The following is a 20,028-nucleotide window of genomic DNA, read 5'->3' on the forward strand; positions in this document are numbered from 1 at the left end:
CGGGCTCCGCCTCTTTCCGCAACACTCCCGCTCCAGCTCCCCGACACGAAAACCCGCGTCCCCCCGTGCGAAACCCCGTGCGCGATGACGCTGTCGCCGAGACTTTTACCGTCAACCCGCTGTCGGCTCGGAAACTTTGTCGCGTTCCTCCGCCCTCCTCCACCCCTTTTCTCAACAATCCACAACGAAAAAAGGCTTTCACCCATTGGGTAAAAGCCTTTTCGATTCTTAGTAGCGGGGGGAGGACTCGAACCTCCGACCTTTGGGTTATGAGCCCAACGAGCTGCCAACTGCTCCACCCCGCGATCTCATTACGGGTGCAAAGGTAATGCTTCCGGCGACAAAAACAAACAAATCGACAAAAAAAATTTTTTGCTTCCTATCCGGATTTTTCCGATCATCCCGATAAAACGCCAATTTTCAGACTTATAGCCCCTTTGCACAGAGCTGGGACTACACTTCGCGCTCTACCCTACAACATGCCGCCCGCCGAGACAAGCCACCCCCGACGCCCTCCATGTGTACCGCTCCTCACCCCAGGATCCGGGCAATCCCCCCGTTGGGATACGACCGTTTACCGCTACCCCTCCGTCCGCATCCGCCCATTCTCCGTGACGTTCGCCCTCGCGCCCGGCAGCTCATTTTTACCCCGTGATGCCAGCGTGTCATAATAATTCGTATCTTTGCGCCGTTCGTAAGGACAAACAATCCGAACCGTGGAAAGATTTGGTCGATTGCAACCACGCGAAAAAATGCTAAAGCACACCCTTCAATCGCAGCCCTCGCGGCCCTACCGTGCGCTTTCACATTGATTCGTTTCCCACCAGGCGGCGCACCTCTTCCGAAACTTTCCCGACGGCAGAACCCGATTATTCACAGTCAAAAAGCAACACATACATGGGATACCTGTTCACATCGGAATCCGTGTCGGAAGGACACCCCGATAAAGTAGCCGACCAGATCTCGGACGCCATTCTCGACGAATTTCTGCGGAACGACCCCGAATCGAAAGTCGCCTGCGAAACCCTCTGCACCACCGGTCTGGTGGTAGTCAGCGGCGAAGTGAAATCAAACGCCTACGTCGATATTCAACAAACCGTCCGCGGCGTGATCGAACGCATCGGCTACACCAACGCCGACTACATGTTCGAATCGAAATCGTGCGGCGTACTCTCCGCCATCCACGAACAGTCGCCCGACATCAACCAGGGCGTCGAACGGGCCGAAAAAGAGGAACAAGGCGCCGGCGACCAGGGAATCATGTTCGGCTACGCCTGCCGCGAAACCAAAGAGCTGATGCCCGCCTCGCTGATGCTCTCCCACATCCTACTGATGGAGCTGGCCGACATCCGGCGCGAGATTCCGCAGACCGGCGTGATGCCCTACCTGCGTCCCGACGCCAAGTCGCAGGTGACCGTCGAATACGGCGACGACCATCGTCCGCAGCGCATCCACACCATCGTCATCTCGACCCAGCACGATCCCGAAGCCACCCAGCAGCAGATCGAAGCCGACGTGCGCAACATCCTGATGCCTCGCGTCAAGAAACGGCTCGAAAAACGCGGCAACAAGCTGCTGTTGAGCCTGATCCACGACGACTACATCCTGCACGTCAACCCCACCGGCAAATTCGTCATCGGCGGACCGCACGGCGACACCGGGCTGACCGGCCGCAAGATCATCGTCGACACCTACGGCGGTCGCGGTGCCCACGGCGGCGGCGCCTTCTCCGGCAAAGACTCCTCGAAAGTCGACCGCTCGGCCGCCTATGCCGCCCGCCACATCGCCAAAAACATGGTCGCTGCCGGCATTGCCGAAAACGTGCTGGTACAGGTGGCCTACGCCATCGGCATCGCCCGTCCGGTGAGCGTCTTCGTCGACACCTACGGCACCTCGCACGTCGACCTGACCGACGGCCAGATCGCCGCCAAAATCGCCGAACTCTTCGACCTGCGCCCCGCCAAGATCGTGGAACGCTACGGACTGAAGAACCCCATCTTCTCCCCGACAGCCGCCTACGGTCACTTCGGCCGCGAGCCCTACGTCGAAAACGGCATCCAGTTCTTCAGCTGGGAAAAACTCGACGAAATCGACCGACTCCGCACCGCATTCGGGCTCTAAACGCCCCGACCGGGGCAACGCCCGTCACGCTTTTCCCCACCGTCACTCCCGGTTCCGGCGCACACACAGACAGTTGCCGGCACCGGGAGTCTCGTTTCGTCCCCGCCGCAGCCAGCGCCCGGAGACCTGAGCTGAAAAATGTGCAATTTTTTTTGCAGCAATATACCATTGAGCGAACATGTCACGTTCTTAATGTGTAAATTCGCAGAAACAAACCGGAAAAACAGAATACCTTGCCCGTGAAATAAACATCTACTCACAGCAACCACTTAACAAACAAAAAAGTTAACACAGTAACTATGAGAAAAGGATGGATTATCCTGAGCGTGTCGCTCTCGGTAGTGGCAGGCTCGATCGCGGCCTACGGCGTCAGCCGCCTGACCGCAGGGCAGAATCAAACGGCTACCACCGTCACCTATACCGATCGTCTGGCCGAAAACCACTTCACATCGGCACCCGACGGTTCGACCCAGAATATCCTGCCCGACTTCACCACCGCAGCCGAAAATGGCGTAGAAGCCGTGGTCAACATCGAAAACCGACAGAAATACACCGTCCGCCAGTACTCCAACCCCTTCGGCGGAGGCGGTTTCGATCCCTTCGAATTCTTCTTCGGCCCGCAGCAGGGCCAACAGCAGCAGAGCCAGCCCCAGCAGCAGGAACGTCGCTCGGGCGGTTCGGGCGTCATCATCTCGGCAGACGGCTACATCGTATCGAATAACCACGTGGTCGAAGGCGCCGACGAACTGATCGTCACCCTCCACGACGGAACCACCTACAAAGCAACCCTGGTGGGTACCGACCCCTCGACCGACATTGCGCTGCTCAAGATCGACGCAAAAGACCTGAAGACCATGCCGTTCGGCAACTCCGAAGATCTGCGTCTGGGCGAATGGGTACTCGCCATCGGTAACCCCTACGGACTGACCTCGACCGTCACGGCCGGTATCGTCAGCGCCAAAGGCCGCAGCCTCGGGGTAATGTCCTCGCAGATGGGCATCGAATCCTTCATCCAGACCGATGCCGCCGTCAACCCCGGCAACAGCGGCGGTGCGCTGATCACCACCGAAGGCAAACTCATCGGCATCAACACCGTCATCAAATCGCCGACCGGTGCCTATGCCGGCTACTCGTTCGCCGTACCCTCGTCCATCGTGCGCAAAGTGGTCACCGACCTGCGTGAATACGGCGTCGTACAACGCGCCATGCTCGGCATCTCGTTCCAGGCCATCACCCCCGAATGGATCGAACGCTACGGCAAGGAAAAAGGCATCGAAGAGGTCGGTGGCGTCTACATCGCAGAAGTGGCCGCCGACGGAGCCGCCGAAGCCGCCGGCATCAAAGAGGGCGACGTGCTGACCCAGATCAACGGCGCAGCCATGAACACCACCGCCGACGTACAGGAGACCATCGCCAAACTGCGTCCCAACGACAAGATCAAAGTGACCGTCAAACGCGACGGCTCGACCAAGACCTTCGACGTGACCCTGCGCAACCGCGCCGGCAAGACCGACCTGGTGAAGAAAGACGACGTGAACCTGATGGAAGAACTCGGCGCCACCTTCCGCGAAGTGAGCGACAAACAGAAGAAAGAGCTCCGCATCCGCGGCGGCATCCAGGTAGTGGAACTCAAATCGGACGGCCTGCTGGCCCGCTCGCGCGTACAGCGCGGCTACATCATCACCGCCATCAACGACACCCCGATCTCGAGCGTCAGCGACCTGAACCGCATCACCGACAAAGTACAATCCATCGACGGGGTATATCCCGACGGCCGGATCGTCAGCTACCAGGCACTGACCCGATAGCCACCACCCCTTCGTCCGTCGGCGGCCGTAACGACCCCGACGGCGAACATCAAAGCCTCTACTCCTTGGCCACCTGTATATCCACATGCGTACAGGTGGCCTCTTTTGTAAACAGCCTCCTCCGGGACAGGAAGTTCATACCGACGCCACCCCTTGAAAGTTACCCGCAGGGGTCGTTCGGTGCAGGAAAGATTGCCCGGAACGGCGCAAACCGACGCAACGCGACGGCCGCGTCTCCCACCCGAGGCACCATCCGTCCGGAGCGCACGCGAAAATAATTTTGTAAGAAAATACGATCCGACGAAACAAAAACGCGAATCGAACGTATATTAAAACGCCTACCATTCCGAAGATACAAATCGTACAGTATAAATGAGACAATTAAAAATTACCAAATCGATCACCAATCGCGAAAGCGCCTCGCTGGACAAATACCTGCAAGAGATTGGCCGTGAAGATTTGATAACCGTCGAAGAAGAGGTCGAGCTGGCCCAGCGAATCAAGAAAGGTGACCAGGCCGCCCTCGAAAAACTCACCAAAGCCAACCTGCGTTTCGTGGTATCCGTGGCCAAGCAGTACCAGAACCAGGGGCTGACCCTCCCCGACCTGATCAACGAGGGGAACCTGGGGCTGATCAAAGCCGCCGAGAAATTCGACGAAACCCGCGGTTTCAAGTTCATCTCCTACGCCGTGTGGTGGATTCGCCAGTCGATCCTGCAAGCTCTGGCCGAACAGTCGCGTATCGTCCGGCTGCCGCTCAACCAGGTCGGCTCGCTCAACAAGATCAACAAAGCCTTCGCCCGCTTCGAACAGGAGAACGAACGCACCCCGTCGCCCGAAGAGCTCGCCACGGTACTCGACCTGCCCAAGGAGAAGGTGGCCGATACGCTCCGTGTATCGGGTCGCCACGTCTCGGTCGACGCCCCCTTCGCCGAAGGCGAGGACAACAGCCTGCTCGACGTGCTGGTCAACAACGACTCGCCCAACGCCGACCGCAGCCTGATCAACGAATCGCTCTCGACCGAAGTTGAACGTGCGCTGGCCACCCTCACCGAACGCGAACGCGACATCGTCAAATACTTCTTCGGCATCGGCACCGCCGAAATGACCCTTGAAGAGATCGGCGAAAAATTCGGTCTGACCCGCGAGCGCGTCCGTCAGATCAAAGAAAAAGCGATCCGCCGGCTTCGCCACAGCTCGCGCAGCAAACAACTGAAAACCTACCTTGGTTAGCATACTTTCCGGCCCCGCCGGACAACAGCCCGTCTTCGATCACCGAAGGCGGGCTATTTGTTTTTTCAAGGGATTGGAAGGTATGAGACAGATGAGTGCGACAGGGAGTTGTGAATTGCGTAAGAGCGAGAGGGGCCTCATGGACGCTCGTCGGGACGGGTGGTCCCGCCCCTTGGCGCTGGCCGCTCCCCGACCAATGAATGGTTTTGCACAGCCCGGCTCTGGCATCGCGACTGAAAACGACGCGATCTCACTTCACGCGTTTCGGCCTGCCATACCCTCTCTATCCGACGCGCCCAGTGCCTGCAACGCTTTTCGACGTTCGATTTCCGCGCTGGAAATTGGCAGTTTGATTTTTTTTTTGTAACCTTGGGACAAATTAGACGTACTGTCCATGGATAACAACTTACTGAAACAACTCGTAGCGCAGCACCGCAGGGTCGTCATCCCCGACTTCGGCGCATTCCTCAAAAAGGAGACACCCGAAGGTGAAGAGCTGGTATTCAGTCCGTTCCTGCGCAAAGACGACGGAGTGGTCACCAACGCCGTCGTCAGTGAATACGGAGTCGAACCCGAAGACGCGCAGGCCATGATCTCCGAGTTCGTCATCTATCTCCGCCAAGCCCTCGCCACCTCCGGACAATACCAGATCGATGGCGTGGGGACCCTCACCGCCGATGCCAACGGAACCATCTCGCTCAAAAAGATCGAGACTCCCGAGCCCGCCGTCGCCGAACCGGTTCCCGTTGAGCCCGAACCCGTTCCCGAGCCTGCGCCTCAGCCCGAACCGCAACCCATACCCCAACAGATACAACAGACTCCGGCCGGTTTTCCCCGACCCGCACAGCCGCAAGCTGCCGCGGCCGCCCCGGGAATAACCCGTCCCCAGTCGATCCAGGTACAGGGACAACCCGCCGTACAGCAGCCCGTGCGTCAGCCGCAACCCGTCGCTACGCCCCCGATGCCCGGTCAGATGCCTACCCAAACGGCACCCTACCCCGTACGGAACCAACCCGCTCCCGCGGGTTACCAACAACCCGTACCCGGAGGCCAGCCCCCGTTCCCGCGGAATCAACCCGTTCCGCCGCAGCCCGTGCGTCGCCAGCCCGTTCCCGGACAGATGCCCCTCCAGCAGGGACAGCCCCTTCGGAACCGCCAGAGCCCCATGCCGCCCCAGCCCGGACAACCCGCTCGGAACGGACAACCGCCCGTACCCCCCATGCCTCGCCAGACCCCTCCGCCCATGGGAGCCGGCGTACCGCCGCGCGGCCCCAAAGACCCTGCTCAGGCCCAACGCATGGGGAATCCCAATCGTCCCGCGGGTCCGGCAGGTCCCGGTGCACCCGGCGGACCGGGAGGCCCCAACGGCCGCCCCGGACGTACTCCGCGTCGTCCCGTTCCGCCCCGTCGCCGTCCGCCCAAAACCAAGACCGACATTTGGCTGATTGTTGCCATCATCGCGGCCCTGATCGTTATTGCCATCATGATCTACGGATTCATCAACACCGGCAAGAACGAAATCGACATGGACGCCATCAACGCAGCGATGGAGCCCCTGCAGGACACCACGACCGTGATCGACATCGAGCAACCCGAGCCCTAACCAACGATCCGAGGCGGCCGCCATTCGGCCGAACCGGTGCGCAGGCACCGAACCGCATATCCGACAAAAGGGTGGAACTTGCTCCGCCCTTTTTGTTTATCGACCCACCATTCGCCCCCCACGAAGCCACCACAGCCCCCCAACCCAGGCTGACCCCACGATGAAAAAGCACCTCATAACGCTCCTGCTGGCCCTTGTACCGCTACTGGCTCAGAGCCAAAGCCAGAACCCGATTCGAAACACCGGGATTGACATTCGCACCCTCAGTTTCGACGATCGCACCCCCCACGATCACAGCGTATCGCTCGCCCCGTACACCCTTTATCCCGACGGGATTGTCGGCCAGGCTCTGGACTTCAGCTCCGCAGCCCCCAACCGTCAACCGATCACCCTCGACTCGATGACCTTCACCCTCAACGGCAAACAGGTGTACAGCATCGCATTGTGGGTACGCGTTCCCAGCGGCGAAAAGGCGAGTGAAAACGGGAACGTTATCGCCACGAATGTCAACAAAGAGACCCAGGCCGGCGGATTCACCATCGGCGCCGCAGCCAACGGTTCGTGGTACGCCGGCTTCACCGACGACAACGGCAGCAGCCTGTGGTACGAGCCGACCCATGCCCGACAACCGATCGACGACGGTCGATGGCACCTGCTGGCCCTGACCTACAACGGCCGTATGGGCAAAGCTTGGCTCTACTACGACGGCCGCAACGTGGCCATCTACAACCTCCGCGAAATGGCCGGTTTCAACGGTCGCGGCAAGATCCGGATCGGAGGCGCCGACAGCACCGAATGGAATGCCTTCAACGGCCAGATCGACGAATTTTCGCTCTACGAACAGCAACTCTCGCCCGAAGCGATCTTCCGCATCTACTCCTCATACTACACCCTGGCCCGGTGGGAACAGCTACCCGAGCGATGCGACAAGTTGCGCCTGATGGGCTTCAACATCTGGCACGGCGGGAATGAGACCGGCTCCGAAGCAGGTCCGCGACGGGTGGCCGAGATCATCCGGGACTCGGGCGCTGACATCGTCGGCCTGATCGAAACCTACGGATCCGGAGCCAAAATTGCCGACCAGCTCGGCTACTGCCTCTACCTCCACAGCTCGAACCTCTCGATCCTGAGCAAATACCCGATCGTCGAACCGGTTGACTTTTTCCAACCGTTCAACTGTTCGGCCGCAAAGATCCGCGTCAGCCGTTCACAGACCATCAACTACATCAACCTTTGGCTCCACTACCTGCCCGACACCCGGCAGCAGCTCAAGGACCGGATGAGCGTCGATTCGATTGTAGCCAGCGAATGGACCACCCGTGCCGCCGAGCTGGAGAAAATACTGCGCGAGGCCAGCGATGCCGGTTTCATCAACGGGTCGGTACCAACCTTCGTATCGGGAGACTTCAACATCGACTCCCACCTCGACTGGATCGAAGCCACGCGCGACGAACACGAAGGATACGTGATTCCGTGGCCCACCAGCCTGCTGATGGATCAGGCCGGATTCACCGACTCTTACCGCAAGCTGTACCCCGATCCGAAGACCTACCCCTGCAAGACCTGGTCGCCGGCCTACAAGCCCGAAGAGAACGGATTTTACTACCGCATCGACTTCATCTACTACAAAGGAACCGGCGTAGAACCCGTCGATTCGAAGATGATCGATACCCATCCGGTTCGTTTCCCGTCGGACCACGCAGCCGTGATTACCGAATTCAAGCTGTAAGCCGCGCAATTATCCTCATAGCGAGAGCGCCCGTGAACTGTTCATATGAACAGTTCACGGGCGCTTTGCATGAAAGGTTACAGACTCGACTATTCGGACGGGAAACGAACTCCGTACCGCTTCGGGGAACAACAGGGAGAGCCGTCAGAAGTAGTAGGGCGCAGAATCAGAAAGGTATAGAGCAGCGACTCCCCGTAACAGAAACGGGAAACAGGGAGCCTGGCATTGGAAATAAAGACTGGGCACTAAAAACTGAAAACAGGGGACTAAAGTACTGTATCAAATCCTCGTTTACGTCCTTCTCACCTTCGATCCGGCCGCCCCGCGCGATACGCCCCAACTGCCAACACGTCCTTACCGCCGCGATACGTCCGACCGTCCGACGACAGTTATTTCTCCCGTCCCAGCCGCCAGGTGACAAAACCGGTCGAGGTATTGGCCAGCACCAGCGAATCGGCATCGAGTTTGACGATTTTCAGCGTATCCTCGCTTTCGCACGTCACACCGTTACCGATGCTGACAGTGGAGAGCACCAGCAGATCGGACGAAGGTTGTTTCCAGCTGTTGATTTGTAGCGTAGCCATCCCGATGGACGTAGCGGTGCCGTCGGCATTAAGTTGCATGCCCTGTTCGGCGTCCTGGGCAATCGGAATAGGCTCGACCCAGGTTCCGGCAATTTCGGCTGACGCGGTCGACGAGGCGGTGGCTCTTTCGCCCGCGTTCTGTCCGGCGGGTTGCGAGCCGCACGCTACGAGGGCAGATGCCGACAGAGCAAGAGCCCATACGGCGATCGATTTGTGGTTCTTTTGCATAAAGAGTGGGTTTGTGACCTTGCGGTCGGGTTAGACAGAGCAAATATAAGTCACAAAACGACACGATCCACCCCGAAACCCCAATAAAATATAGGGGTACGAGAAAAAAACAGGGATGTTCCCGCATGAAAAATCACACAGGAACACCCCTCGGTATCCGTTTCCCTACAGCCAGGGGAATCAGTTTTTCCGGGCTGCGACCTCGGCCAGAAAATCCTTCAGAATGGCGAGCGATTCGGCAGGTTGTTCGACAAAGCCCATGTGTCCCGAGCCATCGAGCCAGGCCACACGCGCCTGGGGCTGTGCCGCAATCATCGTTTCGGCAGCCGCCACGGGGATATAGTTGTCGCCCCGACCAAAAATCATCAGTTCGGGGATCGTGAGGTTGCGCATCTCTTCGTTGCGGTCTTTGCGGCGCGACATCCCCTTGAGGATGGCTACGATCGCTTCGTCTTCGGTCATCATCACCTGTTCGGCCAGGTCTTCGATCGCCTCGGAGCAGCGGCGCAGGTTCTCCTGCGCGAACCCTTTGCCCGGATTGACGCGCGAGAGCATCTCTTTTTTGCCGGCCTCGACCAGTTCGATTTCGCGCTGACGGTTGGCCGCCTTTTCGGGCGAGTCAGCGTTGGGCGAAGAGTGGAACAGCACGAGTCCTTCGACCTTTTCGGGGTGGTTGGCCGCCAGCGCCAGCGCCACATAACCGCCCATAGAGTGGCCGACGACGGTACATTTTTCGACCCCGGCGATCTCCAGCACGGCCGCGGCGACGTCGGCCATATAGTCAATGTCGATCACCTCGCGACCGCCCCAGTCCGAGAAGCCGTGTCCGGGCAGATCGAGCCGGAGCACGCGGTAGGAGGTGCCCAGCTGACCGGCGAAGTCATCCCAGACTTCGATCGATTCGAGGTAACCGTGCAGCAGCAGTACCGCCTGCGTTCCCTTGCCGGCGTCGGCATAACGCACCGCGGTACCGGCAGCCATGACGAATTTTTCCATATGCGTTTGATTTGAGAGGTTCAAGGTTTACAGCGAGCCGTGCGGAGCGACGCCCGGCGAGCATGGAAAACCCTGCGGGTCACCGACCGGAGGGGGCGGGAAGACACCGCAGGGTAGGCCGAATGTCGGGTCGCACATCGTAGAGTGCGGAGCCGCTCAGGCTTCCGCCTCTTCGTCTTCTTCGCCGTCGTCCAGATAGTCCAGTGCAGACTCCCGTCGACGGAGCGAAAGCAGTTCGGCATCCTCATCCTGGTCGTCACCGAGCGACTTGTAGAGGGAGTGGCGCTCCTTACCGCTTTTGCGGATCGGGTTGAGCCGCGTTGCCTTACGGGTTGTCTCTTCGCTCCTGTCCGAGCGGAAATCTCGTGTCGATTTCATAAGGTTTGGAAAATGAATAATACTTCGGGTTTATCCGATGCAAGTATACGATTTTTTTCAATTCCCACGCATCCGCGTGAATTTTTCATATTCCGTGCACCGGAGTCCGATTTCAGCAGACCGACCCGCAGGCTCAGAGTTCGATCGTACCGGTGAAGACACGCCGGGCGGGCCCCGTCAGCATCACCTCGGAAAAGCCGCCTTCGGGAAGCACCGTGAACGCGACCTCAAGCCGGCCACCCATGGCCTGAATCCGGAAATCGCGACACTCGGGCTGCAACAGCGCGTGTGTCACGATGGCCGAAGCGGTCACCCCGGTGCCACAGGCCAGCGTTTCGGCCTCGACCCCGCGTTCGAAGGTGCGCACGCGGATCGCCCCGAGCCCCGTCACCTCAACGAAGTTGACATTCGTTCCCCCCTGCGCCTCGAACTCCGGACGGTGACGGATTTCTGCACCGCGCCGCGCCACATCGACATCCATCACCCGCTCGACAAACTCAACGTAGTGGGGCGACCCGGTAAACACGAACCACGACCGACCGTCGGCCAGCGGTTCGACCCGCGCCACATCGATCATCCGGAGCCGCAACCGGCCGTCATCGAGCAATTCAGCCTCGTGCAGTCCGTCGCTGCTGTTGAAACGCTTCGTTCGGCCGCCGATGCCGAGGTGTTCGGCAAACAGGGCGATGCACCGCCCGCCGTTGCCGCACATGGTCGACTCACCGCCGTCCGAGTTAAAGTAACGCATGTAGAAGTCGCTGCCGTCCGGGTCGCGTTCGAGAGTCATCAACCCGTCGCCGCCGATGCCGAAACGACGGTCGCACAGGAAACGGATCTGCTCCCGGTCCAGACAGATCTGCCCGTCGCGGACGTCGATCAGCACGAAATCGTTGCCGGCGCCCTGATATTTCGAGAAATTCACAGTTTTCATCGACGCAAATATAAAGCAATATCCGGGTCAGCAAACAGCCTCCGCCGCAGAAATTTCACCGGCATTCCAAGCTGACATCCGCCCCGAAATTCCGGCACAGGGAACCATTCGCGACACAACCGCATCCAGCCTCGCACGCCCCCATCCAAGCGTATCGCAACGGAGCACACACCCCCACACAGCCCGGCCGTCTACGACAAAATCGCATCCTGGAGGATTCCGTCAAGCGCCGTTTTTTTACCGCGCAATTTTGCTATCTTTGTGTATTATGATACCTACAATACAGAACCACCGCTCCGTGCGGAACTTCCAACCCGGCCGGGCCATTCCCGACACCCTGATGAACGAACTGCTGGCGGCAGCCACCCGCGCTTCGACCGTCGGCAACATGCAGTTGTACAGCATTGTCGTCTCGACGGCAGGCTCGCCGACATTCACCGAACTGGCCCCCTGCCACTTCAACCAGCCGGCCGCTACGGGCGCCGCGGCACTGGTCACCTTCTGTGCCGACATCCACCGTTTCAGCCAGTGGTGCCGCCAGCGGGAGGCCGAACCCGGCTACGACAACCTGCAATGGTTCGTAAACGCCGCGATCGACACACTGCTCGCATCGCAAAACTTCTCGCTCGAAGCCGAAGCCCACGGACTGGGCATCTGCTACCTCGGCACGACGACCTACACGGCGGCCGACATCGTGCGCATCCTGCACCTGCCCAAAGGCGTCGTACCGGTCACCACCGTAGCCGTCGGCTACCCGGCCGAACCGCTGCCTCCGCTGACCGATCGGCTGCCGCTGGAGGCCGTCGTACACCACGACACCTATCAGGACTACACGCCCGAGCAGATCGACGCCCTCTGGGCCGAACGCGAAGCCTCGGCCGAAACGGCCCAGCTGCTCCGCGAAAACGACCTGCCCAACCTGGCCCGGATCTTCACCGAACGGCGCTACACCAAAGCCGACAACCTCCACTTCTCGAAAGCCTACCTCGACGTACTTCGGGAACAGGGGATGTTCGAATTCCCGCTGGCCCCGGCCGAGTAGTACAGCCCGCGAAGCCGGAGAGCATAACGTCGGTCGCGTACAGCCACCGGCCATTCCAAGCCTCTTCGGTCTCCTGCTTTTCAAAGCACCGACCATTGTTCACAACCACCAACAACCGCACCCTCGGGAGAGCAGCCACGCCTCCCGCCCACTAACCTGCCAACCCTGCCCCGAACATGAAAAAGTTCCTCCTGACGCTCGCCGCCGTTGCAGCCGCACTGACCAGCGTCACCGCACAGACCGTTTTCGTCCACGAGCCCACCATCCCGATGGTCACGGGCCGTGCCAACAACATCGTCTTCGACCTGCGCGTGACCCCCACCCGCGAAGGCGAACGCATGACCAGCGTGACCGTCGACCTGCCGCAGGCCGACCAGCCCTACGTCCGTGCCGTGCGGATCTTCTACACCGGCACCACCTCCATGCTGGTGTCGCGCAGCGCCTCGTCCGGACTGGCCCACGCCGCAGCCGAATACGGCGGCGGACAGACCATCTTCGACAACCCCGCCTACGCCATTCTGCTGGCCGAAGAGACGAATCCCGGCACCTCCGTGACGCTGAACTTCGATCAGGAGCTTTTCCCGTGGACCAACTACTTCTACGTCAGCTTCAGCATCGCCGACACCACGCCGCTCGCCCGCCGGTTCACCCCCACGATCACCAAAGTGGCCTTCAACGGCGGCCAGTTCGCCCAGCTCCACCGCGACCATAAGGCCGACGGCCACCGTCCGGCTGTCTCCGTGCGCACCGCAGGCGACGACGGCGTCAACTCCTACCGCATTCCCGGTCTGGCCACCACGCCGGCCGGCACGCTGCTGGGCGTCTACGACGTGCGAAACCACAACAGCATCGACCTGCAGGAGGACATCCAGGTAGGGCTGAGCCGCAGCACCGACGGCGGTCAGACCTGGGAACCGATGCGCCGCATCATCGACATGACCGGCTACGGCTCGCTGCCCCGGTCGGAAAACGGCGTCGGCGACCCCTCGATACTGGTCGACCCGCTGCGGGATCGCGTATGGGTCATGGCCCTGTGGACCCACGGGATGGGAGGCGGTCGCGGCTGGTGGGCCTCGCGCAACTCCGCCATGACCCCCGAAGAACAGACCGGACAGGTCGTACTGGTCCACAGCGACGACGACGGACAGACCTGGTCCGAGCCGGCCAACATCACCGCCCAGATCAAAGACCCGTCGTGGCACCTGATCCTGCAGGGACCCGGTCGCGGCATCGTGATGCAGGACAGCACCCTCGTTTTCCCAATCCAATGGACCGACTCCGCCTATATGCCCTACGCCTCGATCGTCTGGAGCCGCGACAACGGCAAGACCTGGACCATCGGCGCCCCCGCCTTCAAGAACACCACCGAAGCCCAGGTGGTCGAGCTGGAGCCCGGCGTGCTGATGCTGAACATGCGGCGCAACGAAGGCGACAGCCGCGCCATCTGCGTCACCCGCGACATGGGGCGCACCTGGGAAGAGCACCCCACCTCACGCAAAGCCCTGCCCGAGCCGGTCTGCATGGCCAGTCTGATCAAAGTACCCGCCGCCGAGAACGAACTAGGACGCGACATCCTACTCTTCGCCAACCCCGACACGACCAAGACCCGCAGCCGGATCACCATCAAGGCGAGCCTCGACCACGGCCAGACCTGGCTGCCGCAGAACGAACTGCTGATCGACGAAGAGCCCGGCTGGGGATACTCCTGCCTGACAATGATCGACCCGCAGACCGTCGGCATCCTGTACGAGAGCAGCGTCGCGCAGATGACCTTCCAGGCCATTCCGCTGCGTGACATCATCAAACAGGAAGAAGAATAACTCCGCTCGCGCCACAACCGCTGCGGCGACCAGGCAAGTTCCCTTCCCCGGAAAGACCAGTCACGAAAAGACCTATCCCGGGAAGGCTTGCTACCGAAAAAGCCTGTACCGGGAAAACTGGTTCCCGAAAAGAGTGGTCTCCGGCACACGCGCCCCACAGGCTCGTTCCTGAGTCTCCCCGAAACAACCCACAGGCTCGTTCCGAAGGCCCCCAGAACTACCCGCAGGCCCGTTCCCGGAGCACCAGCACCCGAAGCCACGCCCCCACACAGGAGCGCACCCAAAGAAGCCCCCCCGGGCCCCCTCCCCTCGGGCGCCGACATCCGCTCGCAGCCGCGCAGAGCACAACCATAAGTCAACAAGATCTCCGAAAAACCATGGAAGAACAGGTACAGCAGGCACTTGAAACACTCAAACGCGGTGGCATCATCCTCTACCCGACCGATACGGTTTGGGGCATCGGATGCGACGCCACCAACGAAACGGCCGTCGCACGGATTTTCGCCCTCAAACAGCGCGACGACGCCAAAAGCATGATCGTACTGCTCGATCGTGCCGAACAGGTCGTACGCTGGGTTCCCGACGTTCCCCCCATCGCGTGGGAGCTGTGGGAAGCCGCCGAAGGGGCCAATCCGCTGACCCTGATCCTGCCCGGCGCCACGGGTCTCGCCCCGAACCTCATCCCCGCCGAACGGACCGTCGGCATCCGGCTCGTCCAGAACCTCTTTTGCCAACGGCTGATCCACCGTCTCGGGCGTCCGCTCGTCTCGACCTCGGCCAACATCAGCGGCCAGCCCACCCCCGCCACCTTCGACGCCATCCCCGACGCCATCCGTCAGGGCGTAGACTGGGTAGCCGACCCCTCGATGGAAGAGCCCACCGCCACCCACAAATCCTCCTCCATCATCAAACTCGACATGGACGGTTCCTTCACCATCCTCCGTCCGTAACCCGTCCCTGCCCCCATCGAAAAGAGCGGCCGGGCAGCTGTCCCTACATCCAGACCAACTGCCCCTTCGCAGGCAATACGTCCTTCGCCGGCAATACCGACAAACACACGCCGCACCCCGAAAGGTTCGGCGTGTGCCGCATTTTACCGCAAACCTCCCATTCGGCCCGCCACCTGCTACACAGAAAATAAACAGGTCGCAGGCACAATCCCGCTCAACGGTTTACCGTTCCTATAAAAAACACACAAAAGGCATCGGCAACCGACAGCGCTACGCCCCGGGGTACTTCGGCCTCTTCCGTAAAAAGCAGACGTCGCCCCCGCGCAACGGCACGGAGTTTGCTACTCCCCATCAGGTTCCCTACCTTTACCCGCCCGGTAAAGCGGGGACCCCGGCTTCACCCGCCAACCGCTGCCCGGCGACAACCGCCCGCCGTACGACAAAACACGAACCTCTCAACAAACCATGATTACAACACCGATCCAACTCCGCTTCAACGACATCGACATCCAGGGCCACATGTACAACGGCCAGTACCAACACATCTTCGATCTGGGCAAAAACGAATACTTCGAACGCGTGCTGGGCATCGAACACATGGACGGCGAACAGACCGTCGTCACCGCCAGTTCGACGACCAATTTCTACATCCCGGTGAGCATGAAAGACAAGATCATCATCCACACCAGCATCGAACGCGTCGGCACCAAGAGTTTCACCGTCTTTCAGGAGATGATCGACCAAAACAGCGGAGCCGTCAAGGCCGACAGCCGCACCGTGCTGGTCGGATGGAACGCCGTGGCCAAAGAGAGCTTCGCCATTCCGACCGAGTGGCGCGAAAAAATCGAACGCGAAGAACGGTTTACCAAATAAAATAGCTACCTTCGCGGTGGCAAATTATTGTTTCATCAATCCCTATCCCTATGGGTGACGACCCCGGTGAGAATTACTGCTGTATCCTACCTGAACACGCTGCCGTTCATCTACGGCATCGAACAGCAGGTTGCGCTTCCGGTTTCGACGGCCTCCACTGCGACGGCCAGCGAAGCGGAACGGCGGCCCGCAGGGTCGGATATTGCCCTTTCGCTTAGGGTCCCGGCACTGTGTGCCGCCGACGCCATCGCCGGCCAGACCGACATCGCACTGGTCCCCACGGCCGCCATCCCACTGATTCCCGGCTTCCCGACCGCCGCCACTAAAGTTGCCACCCAGACCGATACCACCGACACAAGTATCGCAGGCACCGACGGTCAGCCCACCCCGTTCACCCCCCACGTCATTACTGACTACTGCATCGGCGCCGAAGGTGCCGTCGACACCGTCGTACTGCTGTCCGACACCCCCCTCGACCAAGTGCGCAAAGTCTACCTCGACTGCCACTCCCGCACCTCCGTACAACTGGTCCGCGTGCTGGCCCGCGAACACTGGCACATAGTCCCCTACTGGGTCGATTTTGCCGACTGCGCCTCGACCTTCGCCACCGAAGGCCACGCCCTCGCCCCCGGCGAAGCCATGGTCGCCATCGGCGACAAAGTCTTTGCCCTGCGCGCCGCCCACCCCTACGCCTACTGCTACGACCTGGCCCAGGAGTGGGCCAACTTCACCGGCGGTCTTCCCTTCGTCTTTGCCGCCTGGGTCGCCTGCACCCCCGCCGGAGCGGCCTTCGCCCCCCGGCTGAACCAGGCCCTCGCCTACGGCGTCGACCACATCGCCGAATCCATCACCGGCACGGTCAACCGTTCACGCAACTTCGACTTCGACACCGCCTACCGCTACCTGACCCAGTCGATCAAATTCCGACTCGACGCCCCGAAGCGACAGGCCATGCACCTCTTTTGGGAAAAAATCATCTCGCCCGGCTGACTGAATCCCCTTTAATCCCCCGACTCATCCATCGTTCTTTGCCGCAGTCCCACAGACGCCCGCCCCCGACCACACCCAGGCGAAGCAGGCGCCACCATCGGACCCGCCACCGGCCCGGAGACTTCCGCCGCAACGCGCAGTGCCCGCCTCGAAAGAGACACCGACAGAAGCACCGGTCCTCCCCCCGCAAAGAACTGTTTACTAACGATTAAAGAGGAGCGAGCGAAATGATTATTCTCTATCTGAAGTCCATCAACAAGATTATCCGCGATCCCGACCCCAAAGTGTTCGAAGAGCTCGGATACGACGATCTGTTGTGGATCGACCTGGTGGTCCCCACCGCAAAAGAGCGCAAACTCGTAGAGAGTTTCCTCGACGTGAACCTGTTGACCCGTCAGCAGGCCGAAGAGATCGAAACCTCGTCGCGCTACTCCGAACTCGAAGACTCGATCATCTGCAACACCAGCTTCACGATCCTCAAGGACGGCCGCTTCGAAGTGGAGACCGTCTCGTTCATCCTGAGCGAAGGGCTGCTCGTGTCGGAACGAAACTCCGACCTGCGCACCTTCAGCGAAGCCAGCCGCAAGATCCAGATGAACTACCGCTCCTACACGACCGGTTACCACGTACTGGTGTCGATCCTCGAAGCCCGAATCGACCTTGACGCCGACATGGTCGAAATCATCTCGCGCCAGATCGCCGCCCTGAACGCCACCAACAACGACGTCGACAAGAGCGTCGACAAAGAGGTGCTGTTGGAGATCAACCGCCTCCAGGAGAACACCATGATCCTGCGCGAAAGCATCTTCGACCGTCAGCGTCTGCTCTCCGGCATCCAGCGCAGCGAACGCTTCCCGAACGACATCTACCCGCGCGTCACGATCATGATCAAGGACGTCGGCTCGCTGCTCAACCACGCCGACTTCAGTTTCGAGCGACTCGAGTTCCTGCAGGACACCTTCATGGGTCTGATCAACATCGAACAGAACAAGATCATCAAGATGTTTACCATCCTCTCGGTGATCTTCATGCCCCCCACGCTGATCGCCGGCATCTACGGCATGAACTACCGTCTCGCGCCGTTCGACGAGTGGGAGTACGGTTTCCACTTCGCCATCCTGCTGATGCTGCTCTCCATCGGGCTGACCCTCTACTTCTTCAAACGCAAGAAGTGGATGTAACCCCTCGCCTGAACAGACCCCAACCGTTCGCCGACGGGACTCCACACCGTGCGAAGTCCCATCCGTCCGAACTGCCCCATACAGACAAAGCCCGCCTTCTCCGGCGGGCTTTGTCATTCAGAGAGGAAGCATAACACCCATTTCTCCCTGTCTTCGCATTTTTCCATACAAATCTTCGGGCAGATTTCCACACCACCGCACTCCATGCCGCACGCCTTGGATATCTCGGGAAATTTTACAATTTTTGTAAGATAAGGTTCGCAGTCACCCCGGACAAGCATGCCACCGCACCCCGCATTCCGCACGTCTCGGGCAGGACTTCGGCACCACACCCCAAACCCCAACTCTTTACACCCCGAATCATGATGAACGCTGTCAAAAAAATCGGACTCCTCGGACTGGTATGTTCCGCCCTGCTGTCATGCAGTTCGAACGGAGGTAAAAACATCGCCGAAGAGCCCATACAGGCCTTCTGCATCGACTTCAACTGGAGCGGCAAAGGCTACGCCAGCCTCTCGCGCCCCGAAGACTTTTCGAATGCCGATCCCCGCACCCACCTCGAGTGGTACAAGGCCCACGGCGTGAATACGATCCAGAGTTTCTGCGTGAGCCACAACGGTTACGCGTGGTACGACAGCAAAATCGCCCCGAAGGTTCCCGGGCTGAAATCCAACTTCTTGAAAGAGCTGGTCGACATGGGCCACAAGGAGGGGATGCGCGTGATGGGCTACTTCTCGCCCGGCACCAACGTCCGGTGGCTGGAGGAACACCCCGACGAAGTGTACGACAACCAAAGCATGTTCCACATCGTCTACACCTCCGAGTACCTCGACTACCTGGGCAAAGTGATCTACGAAGCGGTGAAAGAGACCGGGATCGACGGATTCATGATCGACGCCCTGTTCACCGCCCCGCGCGACTCGGCCGAAGCGATGAAGTGGATGCCCTGCGAACAGGAGATCTACGCCGAGCTGTTCGGCGAGCCGTTCCCCGGCCAGGACAAAATCACCTACGACCAGGTGCTGGAGTACAAACGCCGCTCGGTGGAACGCTGCTGGGACACCATCTACCAGTCGGCCAAGCGTGCCAATCCCGACTGCATCGTGTGGCTGACCTGCCACGACCTCACCCATCCGCAGATCCGCCCCGGCAGCCGGATCTTCAAACAGGCCGACTGGCTGATGAGTGAAAACTCCGATGCCGAATACCTGAAAAAGGTACGCAATGCGATCGGCCCCCAGACCCAGTTGATCCAGTGCATTTCGGGTTGGGCAACCCACGACGCCAAATCGCTCATGGAACAAAAAGACAGCATCAAACGGGGCTGGTACGGTTTTGCATGGCCCGACTCCGCCACCACCCTACCCTACACGCTCGAGAGCGCCGGCGAAGACGCCCGCTTCAAACAGAACGCCATCAATATCGAAGAGATGGCCAAATTCTACAAAGGCGAACATTAGCCTCCCGGGGCGGAACGTTCAACTTTGAGCCGGCCGTATGCTTGTGACAAATTTTTATTTCCTACATTTGTACAATAACCCGAATCGTTTTAATACGACCC

General features: G+C 60.1%; 16 protein-coding genes and 1 tRNA gene. 12 read left to right on the top strand and 5 right to left on the bottom strand.

Features of this window, described 5'->3' with window-relative positions; all coding sequences use genetic code 11:
• Nucleotides 1-232: 232 nt before the first annotated feature.
• Nucleotides 233-305 (bottom strand) — tRNA-Met (locus tag BQ5379_RS04745).
• A 592-nt stretch (nt 306-897) separates the two neighbouring features.
• Between BQ5379_RS04745 and metK the strand changes: the two genes are divergently transcribed.
• The 5 genes from metK (at nt 898) to BQ5379_RS04775 (ending at nt 8,494) form a co-directional block, all read left to right on the top strand.
• Nucleotides 898-2,121, top strand: a complete 1,224-nt coding sequence (metK, locus tag BQ5379_RS04750) for a methionine adenosyltransferase (RefSeq protein ID WP_071134374.1) — start codon at nt 898-900, stop codon at nt 2,119-2,121.
• Nucleotides 2,122-2,420: 299 nt separating this feature from the next.
• Nucleotides 2,421-3,929 (top strand): Do family serine endopeptidase, encoded by a 1,509-nt coding sequence (locus BQ5379_RS04755; RefSeq protein WP_071134375.1) that lies wholly within the window; start codon nt 2,421-2,423, stop codon nt 3,927-3,929.
• Nucleotides 3,930-4,301: 372 nt separating this feature from the next.
• Complete coding sequence (locus tag BQ5379_RS04760; RefSeq protein WP_071134376.1) at nt 4,302-5,162, top strand: sigma-70 family RNA polymerase sigma factor; 861 nt, start codon at nt 4,302-4,304, stop codon at nt 5,160-5,162.
• Between the two features lie 394 nt (nt 5,163-5,556).
• Nucleotides 5,557-6,765, top strand: coding sequence for a hypothetical protein (locus BQ5379_RS04770; protein WP_071134378.1), 1,209 nt, complete (start codon nt 5,557-5,559; stop codon nt 6,763-6,765).
• Nucleotides 6,766-6,925: 160 nt separating this feature from the next.
• Entirely contained in the window at nt 6,926-8,494 is a 1,569-nt protein-coding gene (locus BQ5379_RS04775) for an endonuclease/exonuclease/phosphatase family protein (protein ID WP_071134379.1), read from the top strand.
• Nucleotides 8,495-8,883: 389 nt separating this feature from the next.
• On the opposite strand, the gene BQ5379_RS04780 is transcribed toward BQ5379_RS04775, so the two are convergent.
• From BQ5379_RS04780 to dapF, 4 genes are all read right to left on the bottom strand, one after another.
• Nucleotides 8,884-9,306: a lipocalin-like domain-containing protein gene (locus BQ5379_RS04780; RefSeq protein ID WP_071134380.1), complete on the bottom strand. Its 423-nt coding sequence runs from the start codon at nt 9,304-9,306 to the stop codon at nt 8,884-8,886.
• Nucleotides 9,307-9,486: 180 nt separating this feature from the next.
• Nucleotides 9,487-10,302, bottom strand: a complete 816-nt coding sequence (locus tag BQ5379_RS04785) for an alpha/beta fold hydrolase (protein WP_071134381.1) — start codon at nt 10,300-10,302, stop codon at nt 9,487-9,489.
• Between the two features lie 156 nt (nt 10,303-10,458).
• Nucleotides 10,459-10,680, bottom strand: coding sequence for a hypothetical protein (locus tag BQ5379_RS04790; protein WP_071134382.1), 222 nt, complete (start codon nt 10,678-10,680; stop codon nt 10,459-10,461).
• Nucleotides 10,681-10,813: 133 nt separating this feature from the next.
• Nucleotides 10,814-11,611 (bottom strand): diaminopimelate epimerase, encoded by a 798-nt coding sequence (dapF, locus tag BQ5379_RS04795; protein ID WP_071134383.1) that lies wholly within the window; start codon nt 11,609-11,611, stop codon nt 10,814-10,816.
• A 268-nt stretch (nt 11,612-11,879) separates the two neighbouring features.
• On the opposite strand from dapF, the gene BQ5379_RS04800 reads away from it, so the two are divergent.
• The 7 genes from BQ5379_RS04800 to BQ5379_RS04830 all read left to right on the top strand — a co-directional run bounded on the left by BQ5379_RS04800 (nt 11,880) and on the right by BQ5379_RS04830 (nt 19,927).
• A complete protein-coding gene (locus BQ5379_RS04800; RefSeq protein ID WP_071134384.1) occupies nt 11,880-12,653 on the top strand; it encodes a nitroreductase family protein in 774 nt (257 codons plus the stop codon).
• A gap of 176 nt (nt 12,654-12,829) precedes the next feature.
• Nucleotides 12,830-14,473, top strand: a complete 1,644-nt coding sequence (locus BQ5379_RS04805) for a sialidase family protein (protein WP_071134385.1) — start codon at nt 12,830-12,832, stop codon at nt 14,471-14,473.
• A 377-nt stretch (nt 14,474-14,850) separates the two neighbouring features.
• On the top strand, nt 14,851-15,423 hold the full coding sequence (locus BQ5379_RS04810) for an L-threonylcarbamoyladenylate synthase (RefSeq protein ID WP_071134386.1): 573 nt from the start codon (nt 14,851-14,853) through the stop codon (nt 15,421-15,423).
• 465 nt (nt 15,424-15,888) lie between these two features.
• A complete protein-coding gene (locus tag BQ5379_RS04815) occupies nt 15,889-16,296 on the top strand; it encodes an acyl-CoA thioesterase (protein WP_071134387.1) in 408 nt (135 codons plus the stop codon).
• 66 nt (nt 16,297-16,362) lie between these two features.
• Nucleotides 16,363-17,286, top strand: coding sequence for a menaquinone biosynthetic enzyme MqnA/MqnD family protein (locus BQ5379_RS04820; protein ID WP_159431214.1), 924 nt, complete (start codon nt 16,363-16,365; stop codon nt 17,284-17,286).
• A gap of 227 nt (nt 17,287-17,513) precedes the next feature.
• Nucleotides 17,514-18,467: a magnesium/cobalt transporter CorA gene (gene corA, locus BQ5379_RS04825; protein WP_071134389.1), complete on the top strand. Its 954-nt coding sequence runs from the start codon at nt 17,514-17,516 to the stop codon at nt 18,465-18,467.
• A gap of 365 nt (nt 18,468-18,832) precedes the next feature.
• Nucleotides 18,833-19,927, top strand: coding sequence for an alpha-amylase family protein (locus tag BQ5379_RS04830; RefSeq protein WP_205408192.1), 1,095 nt, complete (start codon nt 18,833-18,835; stop codon nt 19,925-19,927).
• Nucleotides 19,928-20,028 lie beyond the last annotated feature (101 nt).

It is taken from the genome of Millionella massiliensis (genome assembly GCF_900104655.1).
GTDB lineage: Bacteria > Bacteroidota > Bacteroidia > Bacteroidales > Rikenellaceae > Rikenella > Rikenella massiliensis.

Bases quoted from the DNA above. Each gene is read 5' to 3' on its own strand.
- metK (WP_071134374.1), top strand. From the start codon at position 898: ATGGGATACCTGTTCACATCGGAATCCGTGTCGGAAGGACACCCCGAT.
- BQ5379_RS04755 (WP_071134375.1), top strand. From the start codon at position 2,421: ATGAGAAAAGGATGGATTATCCTGAGCGTGTCGCTCTCGGTAGTGGCA.
- BQ5379_RS04760 (WP_071134376.1), top strand. From the start codon at position 4,302: ATGAGACAATTAAAAATTACCAAATCGATCACCAATCGCGAAAGCGCC.
- BQ5379_RS04770 (WP_071134378.1), top strand. From the start codon at position 5,557: ATGGATAACAACTTACTGAAACAACTCGTAGCGCAGCACCGCAGGGTC.
- BQ5379_RS04775 (WP_071134379.1), top strand. From the start codon at position 6,926: ATGAAAAAGCACCTCATAACGCTCCTGCTGGCCCTTGTACCGCTACTG.
- BQ5379_RS04780 (WP_071134380.1), bottom strand. From the start codon at position 9,306: ATGCAAAAGAACCACAAATCGATCGCCGTATGGGCTCTTGCTCTGTCG.
- BQ5379_RS04785 (WP_071134381.1), bottom strand. From the start codon at position 10,302: ATGGAAAAATTCGTCATGGCTGCCGGTACCGCGGTGCGTTATGCCGAC.
- BQ5379_RS04790 (WP_071134382.1), bottom strand. From the start codon at position 10,680: ATGAAATCGACACGAGATTTCCGCTCGGACAGGAGCGAAGAGACAACC.
- dapF (WP_071134383.1), bottom strand. From the start codon at position 11,611: ATGAAAACTGTGAATTTCTCGAAATATCAGGGCGCCGGCAACGATTTC.
- BQ5379_RS04800 (WP_071134384.1), top strand. From the start codon at position 11,880: ATGATACCTACAATACAGAACCACCGCTCCGTGCGGAACTTCCAACCC.
- BQ5379_RS04805 (WP_071134385.1), top strand. From the start codon at position 12,830: ATGAAAAAGTTCCTCCTGACGCTCGCCGCCGTTGCAGCCGCACTGACC.
- BQ5379_RS04810 (WP_071134386.1), top strand. From the start codon at position 14,851: ATGGAAGAACAGGTACAGCAGGCACTTGAAACACTCAAACGCGGTGGC.
- BQ5379_RS04815 (WP_071134387.1), top strand. From the start codon at position 15,889: ATGATTACAACACCGATCCAACTCCGCTTCAACGACATCGACATCCAG.
- corA (WP_071134389.1), top strand. From the start codon at position 17,514: ATGATTATTCTCTATCTGAAGTCCATCAACAAGATTATCCGCGATCCC.
- BQ5379_RS04830 (WP_205408192.1), top strand. From the start codon at position 18,833: ATGAACGCTGTCAAAAAAATCGGACTCCTCGGACTGGTATGTTCCGCC.